Raw genomic sequence first — 18,056 nt, 5'->3', positions numbered from 1 at the left:
TCGCGGGGTCCAAAGCGCGGCGCCGCAAGTCGCTACACCGGTGCCAGCACGAATCGGGCGCGGCCCTGGGTCTTGCCCAGCAGCAGGGCGCGGTCGGCGCGCTCGGTGGCACTGATCAAGGACTCGTCTCGATGGACCCGGGCCAGGCCCGCGGTGACGGTCAGCGCCAGGTTCAGATTCGACGGCGTGACGATCGGTGTCGCGCTGACGCTTTCCAGCACGCGCGCAGCCAGGATCGGGACGTCCTGGGGTTCCGCCACCAGAAACAGCGCCAGAAATTCTTCCCCGCCGAAGCGGATCAGCAAGTCGGTTTCCCGCAGTCCGGCCGTCAGTCGCCGCGCGATCTGCTGCAGCACCACATCGCCCACCGCGTGGCCGTGGAAGTCGTTCACCCGCTTGAAGTGGTCGACGTCGAACACGGCCACCCAGAGCGACGCGCCGGTGCGCTGCGCATCCATCTGCCGGACCCGGAAACAGTAATCCAGGCCGTGGCGCAGCGGCAGGCCCGTCAGGTCGTCGAAGCGCGAGGAATACGCCGTCACGCGCAGACGCAGCTTGTTCAGCATGCCGACCATCGCACTTTGCTGCTCCATGTAGGCGTCCAGGTGGGCCGCTTGGGCGATTTCTCCGTGGAGCACCGCATGGCAGAGCTGGCGCGCGGCCTCGTGCATGTGCTGATGAGACTGGTCGATGCCGCGCACGAGCGGCGCATCGATGGTGTCGACCTGAAGCCGATGGTCGTTCAGCCACCGGCCGAACTGGCACAGGCTGTGGGCATCGGGCTGCAGCGCGTCGTCGCCCGGCGATTCCCGCAGCAGCGCGCAGCGCAGCAGCCGCTGGTTCCAGGCCAGGTGGGCCTCGATACCGCGGTCGATGCCGTGGAGCAAGGCCTCCAGCGCCTGCGGCTCGGACATGCAACGGTTGGCGACGGTCATCCGAGGATTGTCGGTACATTCGCCGCCGACTTGAGCCGCGTCCGGCCCCGGCGCCGCGCTCGGCAGCCTTCCGTGCTGCAGCCTCCCCGTGGCTGGACGTCCTAGGGGGACTCCCTATGAACGCGCTTGCCATTCTTAGCGATGGGCTTGGATCGCGGCCCGAGGGGGACGCGCGCATGATGCTGCTGCGTTGAAACAGGCTCGGCGTTTCGGCGGAGTGGGCAGTCAGGAGCTGGGCAGAAGGTGTGGAGTCAACCGGGATGGTGACGACTTCCTCTCGCGTCGGGCGCGAGGGACGCATGCGTTGCGGCACCTGAGCGGCAGGTGCTGCCGGGACGGTCGGGCGGCGCCACGAGCGCGGCCCTGCGACGTGCCGGGCGACGGTGCCAGGTCGGCGTGATTTCCACCGAGGGGGAAGGCGAAGGCTGCCGGTACGCCTGGAGCGGACGAGGGTGGGTTCAGCGCATCTCACCCGAACTTCAATCCTTCATCTTTGAGGACATTGCATGATGATCACGACCAAGCATTGGATGGTCCGCTGGGCAGCGTGGGCTGCTCTCGGATGGGCGGTTTCCGGCACGGCGTGGGCGCAGGCCAACTGGCCCACGGCCGGGCAGAACCTCGGCAATTCACGCAACCAGGCCAGCGAAACCCTGATCAGCCCCAGCACGGTGGCCTCGCTGAAGCTGAAATGGACGGCGCCCAGCGATGGCGACGTCACGGCCAACCCCGCGACTACGCCTACTACCCCGACTCCGCCGGCTTCCTGTACAAGGTGAACCGGCTGACCGGCGCGATCGTCTGGAAGAACCCGATCTCTGCCTACACCGGCATCACCGGCGACTTCGCGCGGGCCACGCCGGCGGTGGCCGGCAATGCGCTGATCCTGGGCAACCAGAGCGGCAAGTTCCTGCAGGCCTTCGGCCAGCCGGCACCGCAGCCGGCGCACGTGTTCGCGGTCGACAAGAACACCGGCAGCCTGCTGTGGTCGACCCAGGTCGACAACACCGTGATGTCCTTCGTGACGCAATCGGCCGTGGTGGCGAACAACACCGTTTACGTGGGGCTGGCGTCTAACGAGGAGCTGGTCGCGGGCTTCGTGCCCAAGGCCTACTGGACCTTCAAGTTCCGCGGCAGCGTCGTCGCGCTGGATGCAACGACCGGGGCGATCAAGTGGCAGACCTACACCGTGCCCAGCGGCTACAGCGGCGGATCGGTCTGGGGCAGCACCGGGGCCGTCGACCCCGACAAGGGGCTGCTGTACATGGCCACGGGCAACAACTACAGCGTGCCGCAGTCGGTACTCGATTGCCTGAACAATGGTGGCGCGCCGGCGACCTGCCTCAGCCCGGACGATCATTTCGACTCCATCGTCGCACTGGACATGAACACGGGGGCGCTGGTCTGGTCGGCCAAGGGCTTGCCCTTTGACGCCTGGAACGTGGGCTGCGGCCTGAACGTGCCGGGCTTCGTGAATCCGCCGAACGACAACTGCCCCAACCCCAACGGTCCGGACTGGGACTTCGCCCAGGGTCCGATGCTGATCGCCAACGGCAACGGCGTCGGCATCGGCAACCAGGGCAAGATCGTCGGCGCTGGACAGAAGAGCGGCAAGTTCTGGGCGTTCAAGGCCAATGACGGCAAGCTGGCCTGGGTCACCCAGGTGGCGCCGCCAGGACTGACCGGCGGCCTGCAATGGGGTTCGGCCTACGACGGCAACCGGATCTACGTGGCGGTCAGCAACAGCGGCCTGACCGGCGGCGGCACCTCGCCCGGTGTCTGGACGCTGAAGGACGGCAGCACCACCACGTCCGGCGGCTGGGCGGCGCTGGATCCGAAGACCGGCGGCGTGCTCTGGACCACCAAGGACCCGCTGGGCAGCCGTGCCGAAGCGGCGGTCAGCGTTGCGAACGGCGTGGTGTTCGGCTGCAATCTGGATCCGGCCAACGGCACGATGTACGGCCTGGACGCCGGCACCGGGGCACCTCTGTGGTCCGCCAACAGCGGGGCTCCTTGCAATGCCGGACCGTCGATCGCCAACGGCATGGTGCTGTGGGGCAGCGGCACCTTCTCGGTCGGCGGCGCCACGGGCTCGAAGAAGGTCTACGGCTTCGGGTTCTGAGCACCGCTCACGGGCGTGGAACAGCCGGCAAGGCCGGTTCCACGTCCGGGCTGGACCCGGCGGACTGACGCGTTTTTCGCCGGTTTCTTGGGCGATTGCCGCCGGCCGCTGGCGCTAAATTTGAAGGCAACCAAGGAGCACGCCATGATGAAGCCGACGACCCTGCAGGCCGGGACCCCTCGCCACCGACTGGCCGCCGGCGGCATCGACTGGGAGGACCTGCCGTCGCTGAGCCACCTGGTGGCGTCGGCCGAGTCCACACAGGGCACGGCGCCGGCCTGGGCGGAGACCTTGCCGGCTGCGCTCGATGGCCTGCCCTCGGTCGGACTGCTGCGCCATCGCCTGCCGGGTCTGGAGGTGCGCGAAGTCAACGAGCCCGACGTGTTCGACTTGTTCTTCGGCCGCCTGCAGCGGGAGGCCGGCGGCCCGCGGGCCTGAGGCCGCTGGCGCGACCGCCAGGCACGACAAGCGGCCCGGCGACGAGGGCACTGGCGGTATCCTCCGCCCCCATGTACCTGCCCTTCTTCGGCCTGAAGCAGGCGCCGTTCTCGATCGCGCCCGATCCCCGCTACCTGTTTCTCAGCGAACGCCACCGCGAGGCGCTGGCCCACCTGCTCTATGGCTTGCAGGGCGGTGGCGGCTTCGTGCTGCTGTCGGGCGACATCGGTGCCGGCAAGACGACGGTGTGCCGCGGCTTTCTGGAGCAGGTGCCGGCCGACACCCGGGTGGCCTACATCTTCAACCCCAAGCTCGATGCGCTGGAGTTGCTGCGCACGATCTGCGACGAGTTCGGGATCGCCGTGCGCGCACCGGGCCCCGGTGCGGCCAGCCTGAAGGACCACATCGACGCGCTCAATGCCTATTTGCTGGCGGTCCACGCCAGCGGAGGGCGCAGCGTGCTGGTGATCGACGAGGCGCAGAACCTGTCGGCCGACGTGCTGGAGCAGCTGCGCCTGCTCACCAATCTCGAGACCTCGGAGCGCAAGCTGCTGCAGATCATCCTGATCGGCCAGCCCGAGTTGCGCAGCATGCTGGCGCGGCCTGAGCTGGAGCAGCTCGCCCAGCGCGTGATCGCGCGCTACCACCTGGGCGCGCTGAGCCCGGCGGAGACCGCGCGCTACGTCGCGCATCGCCTCGCGGTGGCCGGGCGGGAGGGCGAACTGCCGTTCGACGACGCGGCGCTGCAACGCCTTCATGCGCTCAGTGGCGGGGTGCCGCGGCGCATCAATCTGCTGGCCGACCGGGCCTTGCTGGCGGCCTACGCGCAGGGACGCGCACAGGCGAGCGTGGCCCTGATCGAACAGGCGGCCCGCGAGGTCTTCGACACCGCCGAGCTGCCGCGTGCCGCGCACGCCTGGCGCGGCTGGCAGCTGGGGTTGCTGACGCTGGCGCTGCTGGGGCTGGGCGGAGGGGGTGGCGCGTGGTGGGCCGGGCGACACGGGGGGGCATCCGGCGCGGGCAGCATCGCCAAGGTGAGCCCGCCGCCGGGAGTTCAGGCCAGCACCGCTATCAGCCGGAACGGGTCGGGACCTGGCGCCAGCGGCCCTGCGGTGGCGATCCAGGCGGCGGCGGCCTCGGCGCCCGCCGCCGCGGCGTCCACCACCGAAGGCGTCGTGACGCCCAACCCGCCGGCGGCCGCAGTGCGCGATGAAGCCGCCGCGTGGCGCGACCTGGCCATGGCCTGGGGGGTGACGCTGCCGCCCGGCGCGGACCCGTGCGAGGCGGCCCGCAGCGGCTCGCCGCTGCAATGCGCCCACCTGCCGTGGCCGCTGCCGATGATCCGCGAGCTGGACCGGCCCGGGCTGATGGCGATGCGCGACGATCAAGGGCGCCTGCGCTGGCCTCGCCTGCTGGCCTTGGATGCCCACGCCGCGGTCTTGCAGGACGGCACGCAGCGGCAGCGCCTGGATCTGGCCGCGCTGGGTCGGTCGTGGACGGGCGACTTCGAGACCTTCTGGCGCGCGCCGCCCGGCTACGGCGCGCCGCTCTCGGCCGGTCAGCAGGGGCCCGCCGTCGACGCCTTGGCGACCGCGCTGGCCCGGTGGGCCGGCGTCTCGCCGCCCCCGCCTGGGACGGCCATGGACGCGGCCCTCGTGGCGCGCCTGCAGGCGTTCCAACGAGCCCGTGGCCTGGCGGCCGATGGCGTGGCCGGTCCCGCCACCTTCATGCAGCTCAACCGGGCGGTCGGCGTCGAGGAGCCGCGCCTGGGAGAGCCTCTCGCCGCCGCGGCGCCCTGATTCGATCGACGGAAGCGCACACCATGTCCATCATCCTCGACGCCCTGCGTCGCGCCGAAGCCGATCGTGAACGGGGCCGCGGCACCGTACCCGGCCTGTACGACCAGCCTGAGTTGTCGGCCCACCGTGCAGGTGCCGCCGCCCGCCCGCCCGCCCCTCGACGGGGACTGCCGCTCGCGCTGTTCGGGGTCGTCGCGCTGGCCGCCGTGGCGTTGGCTTTCTGGTGGGGGCGCCGCGCCGCGGTGGCGCCACCGCCGGCGGCGGCCTTGGCGCCTGGCGTGGCCAGCGCCAAGGCGCCCGACGCGCCGGACCGACCGACCGTTCCGGTGGCGGCGCTGGCGCCCCGGCCTGATTTCGCTCCGGCTGCGTCCTCGGCGGCCTGGCCTGCCTCGGCCGCTCGCCCCGGAACGGCCGCGCGTCCCCCCAGGCCGATGCCCGCAGCACGCATCGACCCGGACACCGCACGGGCGGCGGCGCCGGCGCTGAAAGCCGGGCCGGCGAAGGTGAGCGGCGAGGCGGTGTCGGACCGGGGCGAGGCGCCCGCGCGGCGGGCCAAGGCGCCAACCCCTCGGCTGCAGGATCTGCCGGCCGATCTGCAGCGGCAGATCCCGCCGCTGAAATTGGGCGGATCGATGTATTCCGAGAGCCCGACGGCCAGCGTGCTGGTGATCAACGACCAGGTGCTGCGCGAGGGGGACACGGTGGCGCCGGGGCTGGTGCTGGAGCGCATCGGCCCGGCATCGGCCCGGCTGCGCTGGCACGCGCAGGTTTTCGAGCTGCCCTACCCGCGCCCCTGACCGGCGAGGGCCGTCAGGCGCGTTCGAACTTGAACACGGCCACGCTGGCCAGCAGGTTGGGCCAGCGGCGCACGACCTGGCCGCTTTGCAGGCCGAAGCTGTCGAGGATGCCCAGGCCGTTGCGCCGCGCCAGCACTTCAAAGTCGGCGTGCGTGCCGACCCGGATGTTGGGCGTGTCGTACCACTGGTAGGGCAGGGCCTTGGTGACCGGCATGCGGCCCCGCATCACGCTCAGCCGGTTCGGCCAGTGGGCGAAGTTCGGGAAGGTGACGATGCCGATGCGGCCCACGCGCGCGGTTTCGCGCAGCATGTTCTCGGCATTGCGCAGATGCTGCAGGGTTTCGAGCTGCAGCACCACGTCGAAGCTGCGGTCCTTGAACAGCTGCAGGCCTTCTTCGAGGTTGAACTGGATCACGTTGACGCCGCGGCGGGCGCAGGCCAGCAGGTTCGCATCGTCCAGCTCCACGCCATAGCCGGTGCAACCGCGGTGCTTTTGAAGATGCGCCAGCAGCTCGCCGGTGCCGCAGCCCAGGTCCAGCACGCGCGAGCCCTCGGGCACCAGCTGGGCGATGACTTCCAGGTTCTTGTTCTCGGTCATTGGAATCTCCGCCCCTCGTCCAATGGGCACATTGGCCGATCCCCCGAGGGAATGCGGGCCGGCTTGGGCGCGGCCCGGCGCTCGGCCCGCCTCACCTCACCACCTCGACAGCAATACGGTCGAAGTAGGCCCGCATCACGCCGTGGTAGCGCGGGTCCTCGAGCAGGAAGGCGTCGTGGCCGTGCGGTGCGGCGATCTCGGCGTAGCTCAGGTCGACCTTGTTGTCCACCAGCGCCTTGACGATCTCGCGCGAGCGGGCCGGCGAGAAGCGCCAGTCGGTGGTGAAGCTGACCAGCAGGAACTTGGTGTGGCGGGCCACGGCGAAGGCCTTGGTGAGGTCGCCGCCGTGGGGGCGCGCCGGATCGAAATAGTCCAGAGCGCGGGTGATCAGCAAATAGGTGTTGGCGTCGAAGTACTCGCTGAACTTCTCGCCCTGGTAGCGCAGATAGCTTTCGATCTGGAACTCGATGTCCTGGGTGCTGTAGTTCAGTTCGGCGTTGCGCAGTTCGCGACCGAACTTGGCTTCCATCGAGTCGTCGGAGAGGTAGGTGATGTGGCCGATCATCCGGGCCACCCGCAGGCCGCGGCGCGGGATCACGCCGTGGGCATAGAAATGACCGCCGTGGAACTCGGGGTCGGTGACGATGGCCCGCCGTGCCACTTCGTTGAAGGCGATGTTCTGCGCCGACAGGTTGGGTGCGGTGGCCACGGCCACGCAATGGGACAGGCGGTCGGGATAGCGCAGCGTCCAGGCCAGCGCCTGCATGCCGCCCAGGCTGCCGCCCAGCACGGCGGCCAGCCGGCGGATGCCCAGCTGGTCGATCAGGCGGGCCTGGGCGTCGACCCAGTCCTCCACCGTCACGACGGGGAAGTCGGCGCCGTAGGGCGTGCCGGTGTCGGGGTTCAGGTGCATCGGCCCGGTCGAGCCGAAGCAGGAACCCGGGTTGTTGACGCCGATGACGAAGAAGCGGTCGGTGTCCAGCGGCTTGCCGGGGCCGACCAGGTTGTCCCACCAGCCGAGGCTGTTGGCCTGGTCCAGATACTCGCCAGCCACGTGATGCGACGCATTGAGCGCATGGCACACCAGCACCGCGTTGCTGCGCTCGGCGTTGAGCGTGCCGTAGGTCTCGTAGACCAGGGTGTAGTCGCGCAGGACCGAGCCGCTTTGCAGCGCCAGCGGCTCGCTGAAGTGCATGCGCTGTGGCGCCACATATCCGACGGAAGGCATGGACCCTGATTCCCCAGATTCCCAAGAGTGATGGTCATGACGCCGTCGGCGGTCTGCGCGGGCCGGGCCGCCATGCCGGAGGTCGACATGGCGCTCGGAGAGGGCATCGCACCGGGGCGGGCCAGGTCACCGCGGCGCAGGCGCCTTAGCGGCATTTCTAAAGCGCCCGCAATGCGGAACAAATCGGCGCTGTGTGCGGCGGAGTTTAGCAGTCCGGGCCGCCTGGCCGCTCGGTCTGACCTGCCGCAGGTCCCGAGCGCGCGAGGCTGGCGCGGGGGCTGGTATTTACTGGTCGACTGACCAATAATCGCCGCATGGTGCGCCCCTCCCAAGGCCTGGACGATGCGTTGCTGCGCAGTGGCGTCGCGTTGTACCCGCATTGGGGCTGCACCGGCCTGTCGGTGCGACGGGTGGCCGAGCATGCTGGCGTGAATCCGGCGATGTTCCACTACCACTTCGGCAGCAAGCAGGCCTTTCTGCAGCGCTTGCTGCAAGGGATTTATGAATCGCTGTTCGAGCGCCTCAGCGCCGGAAGCATGCAGGACGGGCCGGCCGTCGACCGGCTGCGCGCGGTGTTGCTGGCCCTGGGCCAGTTCCTGCGCGCGCACCGGGTGCTGATCGCCCGCCTTGCACTGGACGCGTTGTCCGGCGAGGCGGCGGTGCGCGATGTGCTGCGTACCAACGCGCCGCGCCACCTGGGCCTGCTGATGCAGTTGCTGGCTCAGGCTCAGCAGGAGGGGGACGTGCGCGAACTGCCCAGCTTGCAGCGCTTCTTGTTCGTGATGGGCTCGGTCGCGGCGCCGCTGCTGGCGGCCTCGGGCGCGGTCTCGCTGAAACTGGCACCGGCGTGGCTGGGCAGCCAGGTCGAAGAAGAAGTGTTCAGCGACGCCGCGATCCTCCAACGCGTCGATTTGGCGCTGCGGGCGCTGAGCGTGCCCGCACCGGCGGCCTCTTCCAGGAGAAGAAAGACATGAAGCGATCTGGGGTGGCCGCGTCGCGGCTGTGGCCGTTGATCGGCCTGCCGCTCGGTTTGGCGGGTTGCGGTGCGTCAGCGCCTACGGCGGCCTGGTCGGGCTATGTGGAGGGCGAGTACGTCTATGTCTCGGCGCCGGTGGCCGGCAACCTGACGGAGCTGAGCGTGCAGGCCGGCCAGACGGTGGCGGCCGGTGCGCCGCTGTTTCATCTCGACGAGCAGCCCGCCCGCGATGCCCGTGCCGAGGCCGATGCGCGGCTGGCCGCGGCCCGTGCCCAGGCGGCCGACACCACGACCGGGCGGCGCGCCCAGGAGATCGCGGTCACCCGGGCGCAGCTGGCACAGGCTCGCACCCAGGCCGAGCGGGCCGAGATCGAGCTCAAACGGCAGCAGGCGCTGGTGGCGCAGGAGTTCATCTCCCGCTCGCACCTGGACGACGCGATCACCGCGGTCAACCAGGCGCGCGAGCGGGTGGCCGAGCTGACCGCGTCGATGCAGGTCGCCGAGTTGCCGGCCCGGCCCGATGCGCAGGCCGCTGCCCGGGCCACCGCCGCGGCGCAGGCCCAGGTGCTGGCCCAGACGCAATGGCGCCAGCAGCAGGCCACGCAGACGGCGCCGGCGGCGGCGCTGGTGGCCGACACCTTCTTCCGCGTGGGCGAGTACGTGCCCGCCGGTCAGCCGGTGTTGTCGCTGCTGCCACCGTCGGCGCGCAAGGCACGCTTCTACGTGCCCGAGTCCGAGGTCGGCGGACTCGCGCCGGGCCAGGCGGTGACGATTCGCTGCGACGGCTGCGGCCAGCCGATCGCGGCCCATATCAGCCGCATCTCGTCGCAGGCGGAGTTCACGCCGCCGGTGATCTATTCGAACTCACAGCGGTCGCGCCTGGTGTTCATGGTCGAGGCCGTTCCGGCGCCGGCCGATGCCACGCGGCTGCAGCCCGGCCAGCCGCTGGACGTCCAGCGCGCCGCGGCGGCCGAGTCGGGCCAGGCCGGGCTATGACCGACGACTCCCCATGGGCCATCGACGTTCACGGCCTGACCAAGCGCTACGACGGCCGAACGGTCGTCGACCAGGTCTCGCTGCAGGTCCGGCCCGGGCGCATCTGCGGCTTCCTGGGCCCCAACGGCAGCGGCAAGACCACCACGATCCGGATGCTCTGCGGCCTGCTGACGCCCGACGCGGGCGAAGGCCGCTGCCTGGGCCTGGACCTGCGACAGGACGCGGCGGGCATCAAGCGCCAGGTGGGCTACATGACGCAGAAGTTCGGTCTCTACGAGGATTTGTCGATCCGCGAGAACCTGGACTTCGTCGCGCGCCTGTTCGAGCTGCCCGAGCGGCGCCGGCGGGTTGACGAGGCCTTGCAGCGCCTGGGGCTGGAAAGCCGCCAGCGCCAGCTCGCCGGATCGCTGTCGGGCGGCTGGAAGCAACGCCTCTCGCTCGCCGCCTGCCTGCTGCACCACCCGCGGCTGCTGCTGCTCGACGAACCCACGGCGGGCGTCGACCCGAAGGCCCGGCGCGACTTCTGGGACGAGATCCATCGCCTGGCGGCGCAGGGCATCACGGTGCTGGTCTCGACCCACTACATGGACGAAGCCGAGCGCTGCCACGAACTGGTGTACATCGCCTACGGCCACGTGCTGGCGCGCGGCACGGCAGCGCAAATCATCCAGCAGGCCGGCCTGGTGGTCTGGGCGGTGCAGGCGGACGATGCGGCACGGCTGATGCCCCTGGTCGAACCGCTGAAGGCGGCGCACGGCGTGCAGTGTGTGGCGGCGTTCGGCAGCGCGCTGCATGTGGCAGGCCGCAACGCGGCCGAGGTCGAGGCGGCGATCGCGCCCTGGCGCGATCAGGCGGGGCTGCGCTGGACGCCGACCGACGCGAATCTCGAAGATGTCTTCATCAGCCTGATCGGCCAGGCGCCCGACAACTTCGCCGATGCGGAGGGCGCACGATGACCCGCTTCAGTCCGGCTCGCCTGCTGGCGATCTTCATCAAGGAGTTCCAGCAGATGCTGCGCGACCGGCCGACCTTCGCGATGGCGGTCGGCGTGCCCATCATCCAGCTCGTGCTGTTCGGCTATGCGATCAACACCGACCCCAAGGGCTTGCCGACCGCGCTGGTCAGCGCCGACCGCGGGCCGATGGCGCGCAGCGTGGTGGCGGCGCTGCAGAACACGGGCTACTTCCGCATCACCCGGCAACCCGCCAGCGCTGCCGAGGGCGACCGGCTGGTGGAGGACGGCGAGGTGCAGTTCCTGGTCGAGATACCCCCGGATTTCTCGCGTCGCGTGGTGCGCGGCGAGCAGCCGGCGATCCTGGTCAGCGCCGATGCCACCGACCCCTCGGCGGCGAGCAACGCGATCGCGGCATTGAGCTTGCTGCCGAACACGGCCTTGCATGCGGACCTGGGCGGTTCGCTGCGCGCGCTGCAGCCGGCCGCGGCCCCGTTCGAGATCCGCATCCACCGCCGCTACAACCCCGAGGGCCTGTCGCGCTACAACATCGTGCCGGGGCTGATCGGCACGATCCTGACGATGACGATGGTGATGCTCACCGGCCTGGCGATGACCCGCGAGCGCGAGCGCGGCACGATGGAAAACCTGCTCGCCACGCCGGTGCGGCCGTTCGAGGTGATGGTGGGCAAGATCCTGCCCTACGTCGTGATCGGCTACCTTCAGCTGGGCGTGATCCTGCTGGCGGCGCGGGCCTTGTTCGAAGTCCCGATGGTCGGCAGCTTCACGCTGCTGATGGCGATGATCGGCGTGTTCATGCTGGCTAATTTGGGGGTGGGATTCACCTTCTCGACGCTGGCGCGCAACCAGTTGCAGGCGCTGCAGGCGACGTTCTTCTTCTTTCTGCCGTCGATGCTGCTGTCGGGCTTCATGTTCCCGTTCCGGGGCATGCCGCACTGGGCCCAGATGATCGGCGAGTTGCTGCCGTTGACGCATTTCCTGCGCATCGTCCGCGGCATCCTGCTCAAGGGCAATGGCTTCGCCGAGTTGTGGCCCGAGCTGTGGCCGATGCTGGCTTTCCTGCTCGTGGCCGGCACCATCGCCCTCAAACGCTACCGCCAGACGGTCGACTGAGACCGGCTTGGCAGCCCTGCGCTCAGCGGGCGCTGCTCGACGCCGGGCGCTTGGCAGCGGGGGCCGTGAGCGGCTTGCCGTTGACCGAGGTGACATGGCTGCCCGCCGTGTCGGCCGTAGCCGTCGCGGCGGCGGCCCTGGCGTCGGCCTGCGCCGCCAGGGCCTGGGCCGGATCTCCTTGAGCCGCCTGGCCGATCGTGCCGCCGGCCATCTGTGCGGCAAAACTGGTCGACAGCAGGGCGGGCAGCAGGGCCACCAGCCCCAGGCTCACACGCAACGAGTGCTTCATGGTTGTCCTAGGAAAAGAGGGCAGCGGATCCGGCAGGGCCTTCAGCGCTGCAGCCAGTTGAGGTGCTTGTTGAAGGCCAGGCTGTTGTTCAGCAGCGGCGGGGCCGGCGTGCCCGCACCGGGGTTGCCGCCGCCGCCGCCGCCGCCACCGCCACCGCCACCGCCGCCACCGCCACCGCCACCGCCACCACCGCCGTCACCGCCCGCCAGGTTGATCGCGCCGGTGGCGCCGAGGTTGATCGCCAGGCCTTCATTCGTCAGCGTGATGCTGGGCGTCAGCGCGGCGCCGGAATCGGCACCCAGCATGATCGGTCCGGTCACCGCCTGGCCATTGAGCGTGAACGGCAGCGTCGGGAAGGTGCCGTCGGCCAGGCTGAAGAAGTCATAGGCGCCCTGGCCCATGGTGCAGACATCGCCCGGGACCCCGACCGGCACGATCAAGGCACCGGCGACCACCGTGGGTTGATCCGACACCGACGCGCCGCTCGTCAGCGTGGCGCCGCCGCTCTTGACCGCGAATCCGCTGCCGGTGTAGGTGTAATCCGCCGTCGTGGTGGCGGCCCACAGCGGCGTCCAGCCCGAGGCCGTGACGTTGTACACGTTGACCTGGCTCTGATCGAGCGCATAGGCATAGGGCGTGCCGTTGACCACGGTGTAGCCCACGTACAGCACCGGCTTGACGACGGCACCGGTGGTCGGGCTGATGGTGCTGCCGACCTTTTGCAGGTAGCTGGCGTCGGTGGCGGCGGTGCCGCTGACGATCGCGGTTTCCCACAGGCTGCCGTCGGCACCACCGAGCCACAGCTCGTTGTTGGCGCTGTTCAGGTACAGCGCGCTGCTGAGCTGGAAGGGCAGTGTGAACGAACTGCTGGCGCCGGTGGCCACGTTGACCTCGTACAGCGTGCTGGTGCTGCCGTTGTTGACCACGTAGACCGCGTAGGCGCTGTTGCCGACATAGGCGATCACGACCGGCTGACGCAGCGGCACGGCCCCGGTGGCGCCCGGAGCATCGCCGGGGGAGGTGCCGCCGGTCACGCTGTCGTAGACCAGCGTGGTGGGCTGGCTCACATACGGGCTGGCGGTGCCGCTCTGGCTGCTGAGCTTGACCGAGAAGTGTTCGCCGCCGGACTGCAGGCTGCCCACCAGGTACGAACCCCAGACGCCGCTGGCGTCCGGCGCATCGACCACCGTGAAGTTGCCGTTCGCGTAGCCGCCGCTGGCAAAGGTGCTGTAGTTCTGCATCTTGGCCAGCAGGTTGCGTGTGGTCCAGCCCCACTGCAGCGTGCCGCTGTTCGGATCGACCGCGTAGAGGAACCCGTCGTTGTTGGTGAACAGCAGCATCGGGTTGCGCAAGGCGTTGCTGCGCGCATAGGCCAGGTAGCCGGCGGACTGCTGGATCAGCGTGCCGTTGGCCGGCGGACCGACGTACTTGCCGGTGTTCTGTGTGCCGAACTGATCCAGGAACAGGCCCGACTGGCGGCCGGCCAGGAAGCTGCAGCCGTTGGCCTTGTAGCTCGGGTTGACCAGGTAGTTGACGATGGTCGAGGTGGCGGGCACGCAGGTGGTCGGCGTCAGGTTGAACGCCGCGGCGTCCATGGAAGACAGCACGGTGGCGCTGCCCGTCGCGTTCGGCGCCATCAACGCGGTGCCGCGCTGGGTCACGGTCATCAGCGTGGCGGCATCCCAGCTGACGGTCTGCGAAGCCGTGCCATCGGCGGCCACCTTGTAGGCCGAGACATCGCCGCTGCCCGACATCGGGTTGGACGTCAGGCTGTATTCATAGGCCGCCCCGCTGGACACGCTGATCGGCGCGATCGGCGCCGCCACCGCGCTGGAGGTGTAGATCTGGTAGACGATGGTGTTGAACGCGGCGGTCAGCGAGTTCGGGTCGGTGGCCGGGAAGAAGTTGCTGGTGCCGCCGGCGATCGCCATCGCCTGCAGCACCTGGGCGGCGATCGGATTGGCGGCGTTGTTGACGCCGGCGCCCAGGCCGATCACGTAGGTCTTGATGCCGGCGTTCTTGGCCGCGGTGATGGACGCGATCGCATCGGTGACGGCCTGCGAATTGCTGCTGGCGAACGAGCCGTCGGCGTTGAAGGTGGCGGTCAGGTGGTAGGCGTTGGCAGTCACCGTGCCCAGCGGCGGCCAGGCGTAGCCGCGCAAGTCCATGGTCGGCAGGCCGTCGGTCAGCAGCACCACGTACTGGTTCTGGCAGGCCGCCTTGGTGATGCCGCCCAGGTAGGACTTGGCGCCGGCCATCAGGCCGGCGATCGCCGATTGCCCGGCCACCGACTTGATCTCCGCGGTCGACGGGCCATTGGTCTCGGGTGCCAGCGCGTTGGTGAAGGCGGACGAGGTGGTCGGGTCGGTGCCCATCGCGACGATGGTCTTGCCGGTGGTGGCCGATTGCGAGCCGCCGTAGCCCCAGCCGCGCTGGGCGTACAACACCTGCGACGAAAACGGCACGTAGCCGGCATTGGTGGGTGTGGTGGACCAACCGCCGATGTTCGGCAGCGTGCTGCTGTAGCCGACGGAGTAGCCGCCGAGATTGGTGTTGTAAGTGCTGAGCGAATAGGCGGTGTACGGATTGGCCGGCGAGGGGCCGTTGTAGGTCACGAACACCGCAGGGAGTCCGTATCCGCTGGGGGCATAGAGCACGTCGTTGATCACGGCCTCGTCCGACGTGTCCAGGATCTGGACGGACTGGTTCGCCGCGATCGTCGGATACTTGCTCGCCAGGCTCGAGCAATTGGTTTTGGCGGTGCTCGTCGGCATCGCCGAGTAGTTGTAGCAGGGGTTGGCCAGCGTCGTGGTGCCGTCGGGAGGCGTGTTGACGAACGTGAACCCGCCCGTCTTGCTCATCAGGTACAACCAAGTGCTGTAGAGCGAGGTGCCGCTGGTGCTGTAGCCGTAGAGCCCGAAATTGATCGTCGTGGCGTACTGGTTGATGACGCCCTTCATCGCCGCCTTGGCCAGGTTCAGACGGCTGGGGCCGTTGTCGCACTGGTACGAACCGCAGGCGTAGGTGTAGTTGGCGACGCCGCCGCTGCCGCCGTTGACCGGCGGCGTGAAGCCCGCGGGGACGGTGTAGGTGACCGGCGAACTGGAGCTGGACAGGCCGGTGACCGTGCCGCTGCCGACCATGATGGCGCCACTGGTGGTGCCGTCCATCGACTCCGAGTTGGTGATCGCCAGCAGCACCTGCGGCGCCGTGGCCGGGGCGGCGGCCTGGGCCACCGGGATCAGGGCGGTGTAGAGCAGCACGCCGACGCTGGTCAGCGCCGTCAGGCGCCGCAGCCACAGGGCAGGGGAGTGGTTCATGGCGATCTCACTGGTTCGGGCTAGGCGTTTCGGACGCGGGCGGCCAGGGCGCTTACTGCGCGCACAGCTTGAAGACGGTTTCGGTGGTGGCGCTGGTGTCTTGCGACGCTTCCACCACGTGCACGAAGACGTCGTAGTAATAAGGGGTCAGCAGCACGATGCCCTGGCACAGCCCGGTGCCGCCGGTGTGGCCGGTGGGCTGCACGACGGCGTAGGCGCTGTACTTCGCCGCCAGCGCGGCCGGCAGCGCCACCTGGCTGCAGCGCAGCGTGACATCGCCGTTGTTCAGGCAATTCGTCCAGTACGTGGGCGAGGCCACCAAGTCGCCGGGCGGCGCGGTCCCGGCCGGCACGTTGCGCCACCAGGGTTGGCCGGTCGCGCTCAGCTCCAGCACCTGGCCGCCATAGCTGGTGCGGATGGTGTTCTCGACGATGTTCAGCGCCACGTCGCTGATCTGCGCATCCTTCTGCTTGGCCAGGTTGTTGCCGGTCACCTGGGTGCTGATGATGGTGTCGCGCATCGCGTAGACCAGGCCCAGCAGGCTGACCATCAGGCTGATCAGCACGATCAGCAGCACGTCGCCGCGCTGGGCCCGGGGGCGGGCAACGCGCATCGACACGCGCCTGGGAACATGAGAGGTCAAGGCGTCCATGTGAAGTCTCTCAGCGCGGTTTCGGTGACATGGGCGACGAAGCGGTACTTCGCGAAGGCAGCGGGAATCGGCACCGGCTGGAAATCGCCGGGCGTGGGGGCATTGCTGGGAATGGCCACGGTCGCCGGGGCGATGTAGGCGTCCGCCGCGTTCGCGTTCGTCTCAGGGTCGGGGTAGAGCGTGCGGGTGACCAGCAGCACCTTGGCGGTCAGGATCACATGCTGAAGGTAGGGGGCCGCCTTGACCTGGGCGGCGGTCTTGTAGGCCGTGACATGGCCGGTGGAGCCCGGGTCCACGCCGAACAGCACCTGCAGCGACACGACGCCGGCGGCGACCGGTTGCGCCGCGGGCGCGGCCTGCTGGGGCATCGCGACCATGGCATCGTCCAGCAGGCTGTACTGGGCCCGCATCAGCGTGGGCCAGGCGTTGCTGTTGTCGATGTAGTAGACCGTGGTGCGCTGGGTCGGGTTGGGGTTGGCCGCGGTCGGCGCTCCCAGGTCGACCAGGGCGCTGCCGTTGTAGATCAGCGCGTCGCTCAACGGGCCGGTGAAGCCGTTGGCCGCCATCAGGTTGGCCGAAAAGCCGCCCACGTACGCGCCGGGAAAGATCGCGCCCGCCGCGCTGGACACCGTGCGGTTGGCAAGGCTGACCCCCGAGATCGGCAGCCGGATGCAGGCGTACGGCGCCTGCCGGTTGGGGTAGGCCGCGCCGGTCAGGAAGGAGCCGGCGGCCAGGCTGAGGTTCGGGATCTGCAGCACCCCCACGTGGCCTGCGGTCAGGCCGGTGGTGGTGGTGACCGGCATCACGCCGGCGTTCATCGGCGAATAGGTCGGGTTCTGGAACAGCGGCACCGTCGGCGCCGCGCCGGTGGGCCCGTTGCCGAAGGTCGTCGCGTCGGTCGCCCCATTGATGGCCAGCACGTCGGAAGGATAGTTCTGCGCCGCGGTCGGGTAGTTCAGCGTCAGCGTCGGTGCGAAGGGCACCACCGTGTTCGCCGCCGCGGCCATGGCGTCGACCGGCAGCCGCGCGACATAGCCGTTAGGGGGGGCATCCTTGTTGTAGGTGAACAGCTCATCGCAGCGCAGGTCGGTGCCGCCCAGCAGGAAGCCGCCGCCGCTCATGTCGTGAGCGATCAGGTCCATCGCGGCGCGGGCCTCGTTGTCGCGCAGCGCGACGTCGCTGCCGCGCGACTTCTGCGTGGCCAGGTTCTTCTGCACCAGCATCACGGCCATGGCCAGCAGCATGCTGATGACCAGGGCCACCATCAACTCGATCAGCGTCACCCCGTGTTGGGCCGCAGGGCGGGAGGGCGGGAGGCGTTTCATCAGTTGCCCATGAACTGGTAGGTGAAGGTCTGCGTGCGCAGGGCGGTGGCATTGAGCACATTGGCGTTCGGCTGCCAGCTCAGGGTCAGCGTGACCAGGCAGCTCGATGGCGCGCAGGCGACACCGCTGACCGGATCGGGCGCGGTGACGATCTGCACCTTGCCTTGCGGCAGCGCGGTGGCCTGGGTCAGCCAGGACTGCAGCACCGCCGGCGCGCTGCCCACGTTGGCGCTGGTGTAGGTACCTGCCATGCCGGGCAGCAACGCGGCCTGGTTGTTCTGCACCAGGCCCCAGAATGCATTGCTGGCCGGCGCCAGCGCCGAGACGTTCTCGTTCTGCGTGCCGGCCGAGGTGATGGCGACATAGAACTTGCCCATCGCCAGCAGGCCGAAGGCCAGGATGACCATGGCCACCAGCACGCTCAGCAGCGTGAAGCCACGGGCCGTTCGGCGATGCGCTCGTTGGCGGCGCGGTGGACGCAGGAAGGCCGTCATG

General features: G+C 69.5%; 16 protein-coding genes. 8 read left to right on the top strand and 8 right to left on the bottom strand.

The annotated features are described in order from the left end of the window. Nucleotides 1–32: 32 nt before the first annotated feature. Nucleotides 33–935, bottom strand: coding sequence for a diguanylate cyclase (locus tag AC0N04_RS03145; protein ID WP_474278521.1), 903 nt, complete (start codon nucleotides 933–935; stop codon nucleotides 33–35). A gap of 691 nt (nucleotides 936–1,626) precedes the next feature. Between AC0N04_RS03145 and AC0N04_RS03140 the strand changes: the two genes are divergently transcribed. The 4 genes from AC0N04_RS03140 to AC0N04_RS03125 all read left to right on the top strand — a co-directional run bounded on the left by AC0N04_RS03140 (nucleotide 1,627) and on the right by AC0N04_RS03125 (nucleotide 6,091). Further along, complete coding sequence (locus AC0N04_RS03140; protein ID WP_474278519.1) at nucleotides 1,627–3,057, top strand: outer membrane protein assembly factor BamB family protein; 1,431 nt, start codon at nucleotides 1,627–1,629, stop codon at nucleotides 3,055–3,057. A 144-nt stretch (nucleotides 3,058–3,201) separates the two neighbouring features. Continuing rightward, on the top strand, nucleotides 3,202–3,495 hold the full coding sequence (locus AC0N04_RS03135) for a hypothetical protein (protein ID WP_474278517.1): 294 nt from the start codon (nucleotides 3,202–3,204) through the stop codon (nucleotides 3,493–3,495). A gap of 71 nt (nucleotides 3,496–3,566) precedes the next feature. Next, nucleotides 3,567–5,294: an ExeA family protein gene (locus AC0N04_RS03130; RefSeq protein ID WP_474278515.1), complete on the top strand. Its 1,728-nt coding sequence runs from the start codon at nucleotides 3,567–3,569 to the stop codon at nucleotides 5,292–5,294. 23 nt (nucleotides 5,295–5,317) lie between these two features. After that, nucleotides 5,318–6,091: a general secretion pathway protein GspB gene (locus tag AC0N04_RS03125; protein ID WP_474278513.1), complete on the top strand. Its 774-nt coding sequence runs from the start codon at nucleotides 5,318–5,320 to the stop codon at nucleotides 6,089–6,091. 13 nt (nucleotides 6,092–6,104) lie between these two features. Here AC0N04_RS03125 and metW read toward each other — a convergent pair whose 3' ends face one another. Both metW and metX read right to left on the bottom strand, forming a co-directional pair. After that, the gene (gene metW, locus AC0N04_RS03120) at nucleotides 6,105–6,689 is read right to left on the bottom strand and encodes a methionine biosynthesis protein MetW (protein WP_474278511.1); all 585 of its coding nucleotides are present in this window, start codon (nucleotides 6,687–6,689) and stop codon (nucleotides 6,105–6,107) included. 91 nt (nucleotides 6,690–6,780) lie between these two features. Then, nucleotides 6,781–7,917: a homoserine O-succinyltransferase MetX gene (gene metX / locus AC0N04_RS03115; protein ID WP_474278509.1), complete on the bottom strand. Its 1,137-nt coding sequence runs from the start codon at nucleotides 7,915–7,917 to the stop codon at nucleotides 6,781–6,783. 314 nt (nucleotides 7,918–8,231) lie between these two features. Here metX and AC0N04_RS03110 point away from each other — a divergent pair, with 314 nt between their 5' ends. Genes AC0N04_RS03110 through AC0N04_RS03095 form a run of 4 tightly spaced genes read left to right on the top strand, consistent with a single transcriptional unit; the run spans nucleotide 8,232 to nucleotide 11,975 of the window. Beyond that, nucleotides 8,232–8,891 (top strand): TetR/AcrR family transcriptional regulator, encoded by a 660-nt coding sequence (locus AC0N04_RS03110; protein ID WP_474278507.1) that lies wholly within the window; start codon nucleotides 8,232–8,234, stop codon nucleotides 8,889–8,891. Then, complete coding sequence (locus tag AC0N04_RS03105; RefSeq protein ID WP_474278505.1) at nucleotides 8,888–9,889, top strand: HlyD family secretion protein; 1,002 nt, start codon at nucleotides 8,888–8,890, stop codon at nucleotides 9,887–9,889. Before AC0N04_RS03110 ends, AC0N04_RS03105 begins: the two co-directional genes overlap by 4 nt. After that, nucleotides 9,886–10,845, top strand: a complete 960-nt coding sequence (locus AC0N04_RS03100; RefSeq protein ID WP_474278503.1) for an ABC transporter ATP-binding protein — start codon at nucleotides 9,886–9,888, stop codon at nucleotides 10,843–10,845. Before AC0N04_RS03105 ends, AC0N04_RS03100 begins: the two co-directional genes overlap by 4 nt. Next, nucleotides 10,842–11,975, top strand: coding sequence for an ABC transporter permease (locus tag AC0N04_RS03095; protein ID WP_474278501.1), 1,134 nt, complete (start codon nucleotides 10,842–10,844; stop codon nucleotides 11,973–11,975). Before AC0N04_RS03100 ends, AC0N04_RS03095 begins: the two co-directional genes overlap by 4 nt. Before the next feature lie 22 nt (nucleotides 11,976–11,997). Here the strand turns inward: AC0N04_RS03095 and AC0N04_RS03090 are convergent, their stop codons facing one another. The 5 genes from AC0N04_RS03090 to AC0N04_RS03070 are packed head-to-tail and all read right to left on the bottom strand — an operon-like array spanning nucleotide 11,998 to nucleotide 18,055. Beyond that, complete coding sequence (locus tag AC0N04_RS03090) at nucleotides 11,998–12,264, bottom strand: hypothetical protein (protein WP_474278500.1); 267 nt, start codon at nucleotides 12,262–12,264, stop codon at nucleotides 11,998–12,000. A 41-nt stretch (nucleotides 12,265–12,305) separates the two neighbouring features. Continuing rightward, complete coding sequence (locus AC0N04_RS03085; protein ID WP_474278498.1) at nucleotides 12,306–15,584, bottom strand: hypothetical protein; 3,279 nt, start codon at nucleotides 15,582–15,584, stop codon at nucleotides 12,306–12,308. Between the two features lie 52 nt (nucleotides 15,585–15,636). Beyond that, nucleotides 15,637–16,236 (bottom strand): pilus assembly PilX family protein, encoded by a 600-nt coding sequence (locus AC0N04_RS03080; protein ID WP_474278496.1) that lies wholly within the window; start codon nucleotides 16,234–16,236, stop codon nucleotides 15,637–15,639. Further along, nucleotides 16,224–17,561, bottom strand: a complete 1,338-nt coding sequence (locus tag AC0N04_RS03075; RefSeq protein WP_474278494.1) for a PilW family protein — start codon at nucleotides 17,559–17,561, stop codon at nucleotides 16,224–16,226. Before AC0N04_RS03075 ends, AC0N04_RS03080 begins: the two co-directional genes overlap by 13 nt. Then, entirely contained in the window at nucleotides 17,561–18,055 is a 495-nt protein-coding gene (locus tag AC0N04_RS03070) for a type IV pilus modification PilV family protein (protein WP_474278492.1), read from the bottom strand. Before AC0N04_RS03070 ends, AC0N04_RS03075 begins: the two co-directional genes overlap by 1 nt. Between the last annotated feature and the right edge of the window lies 1 nt (nucleotide 18,056).

It is taken from the genome of Ideonella sp. sgz306126 (assembly GCF_056032705.1).
Note: the sequence above shows the minus strand (reverse complement) of the source record. Positions and strands in the feature narration are given on the sequence as shown.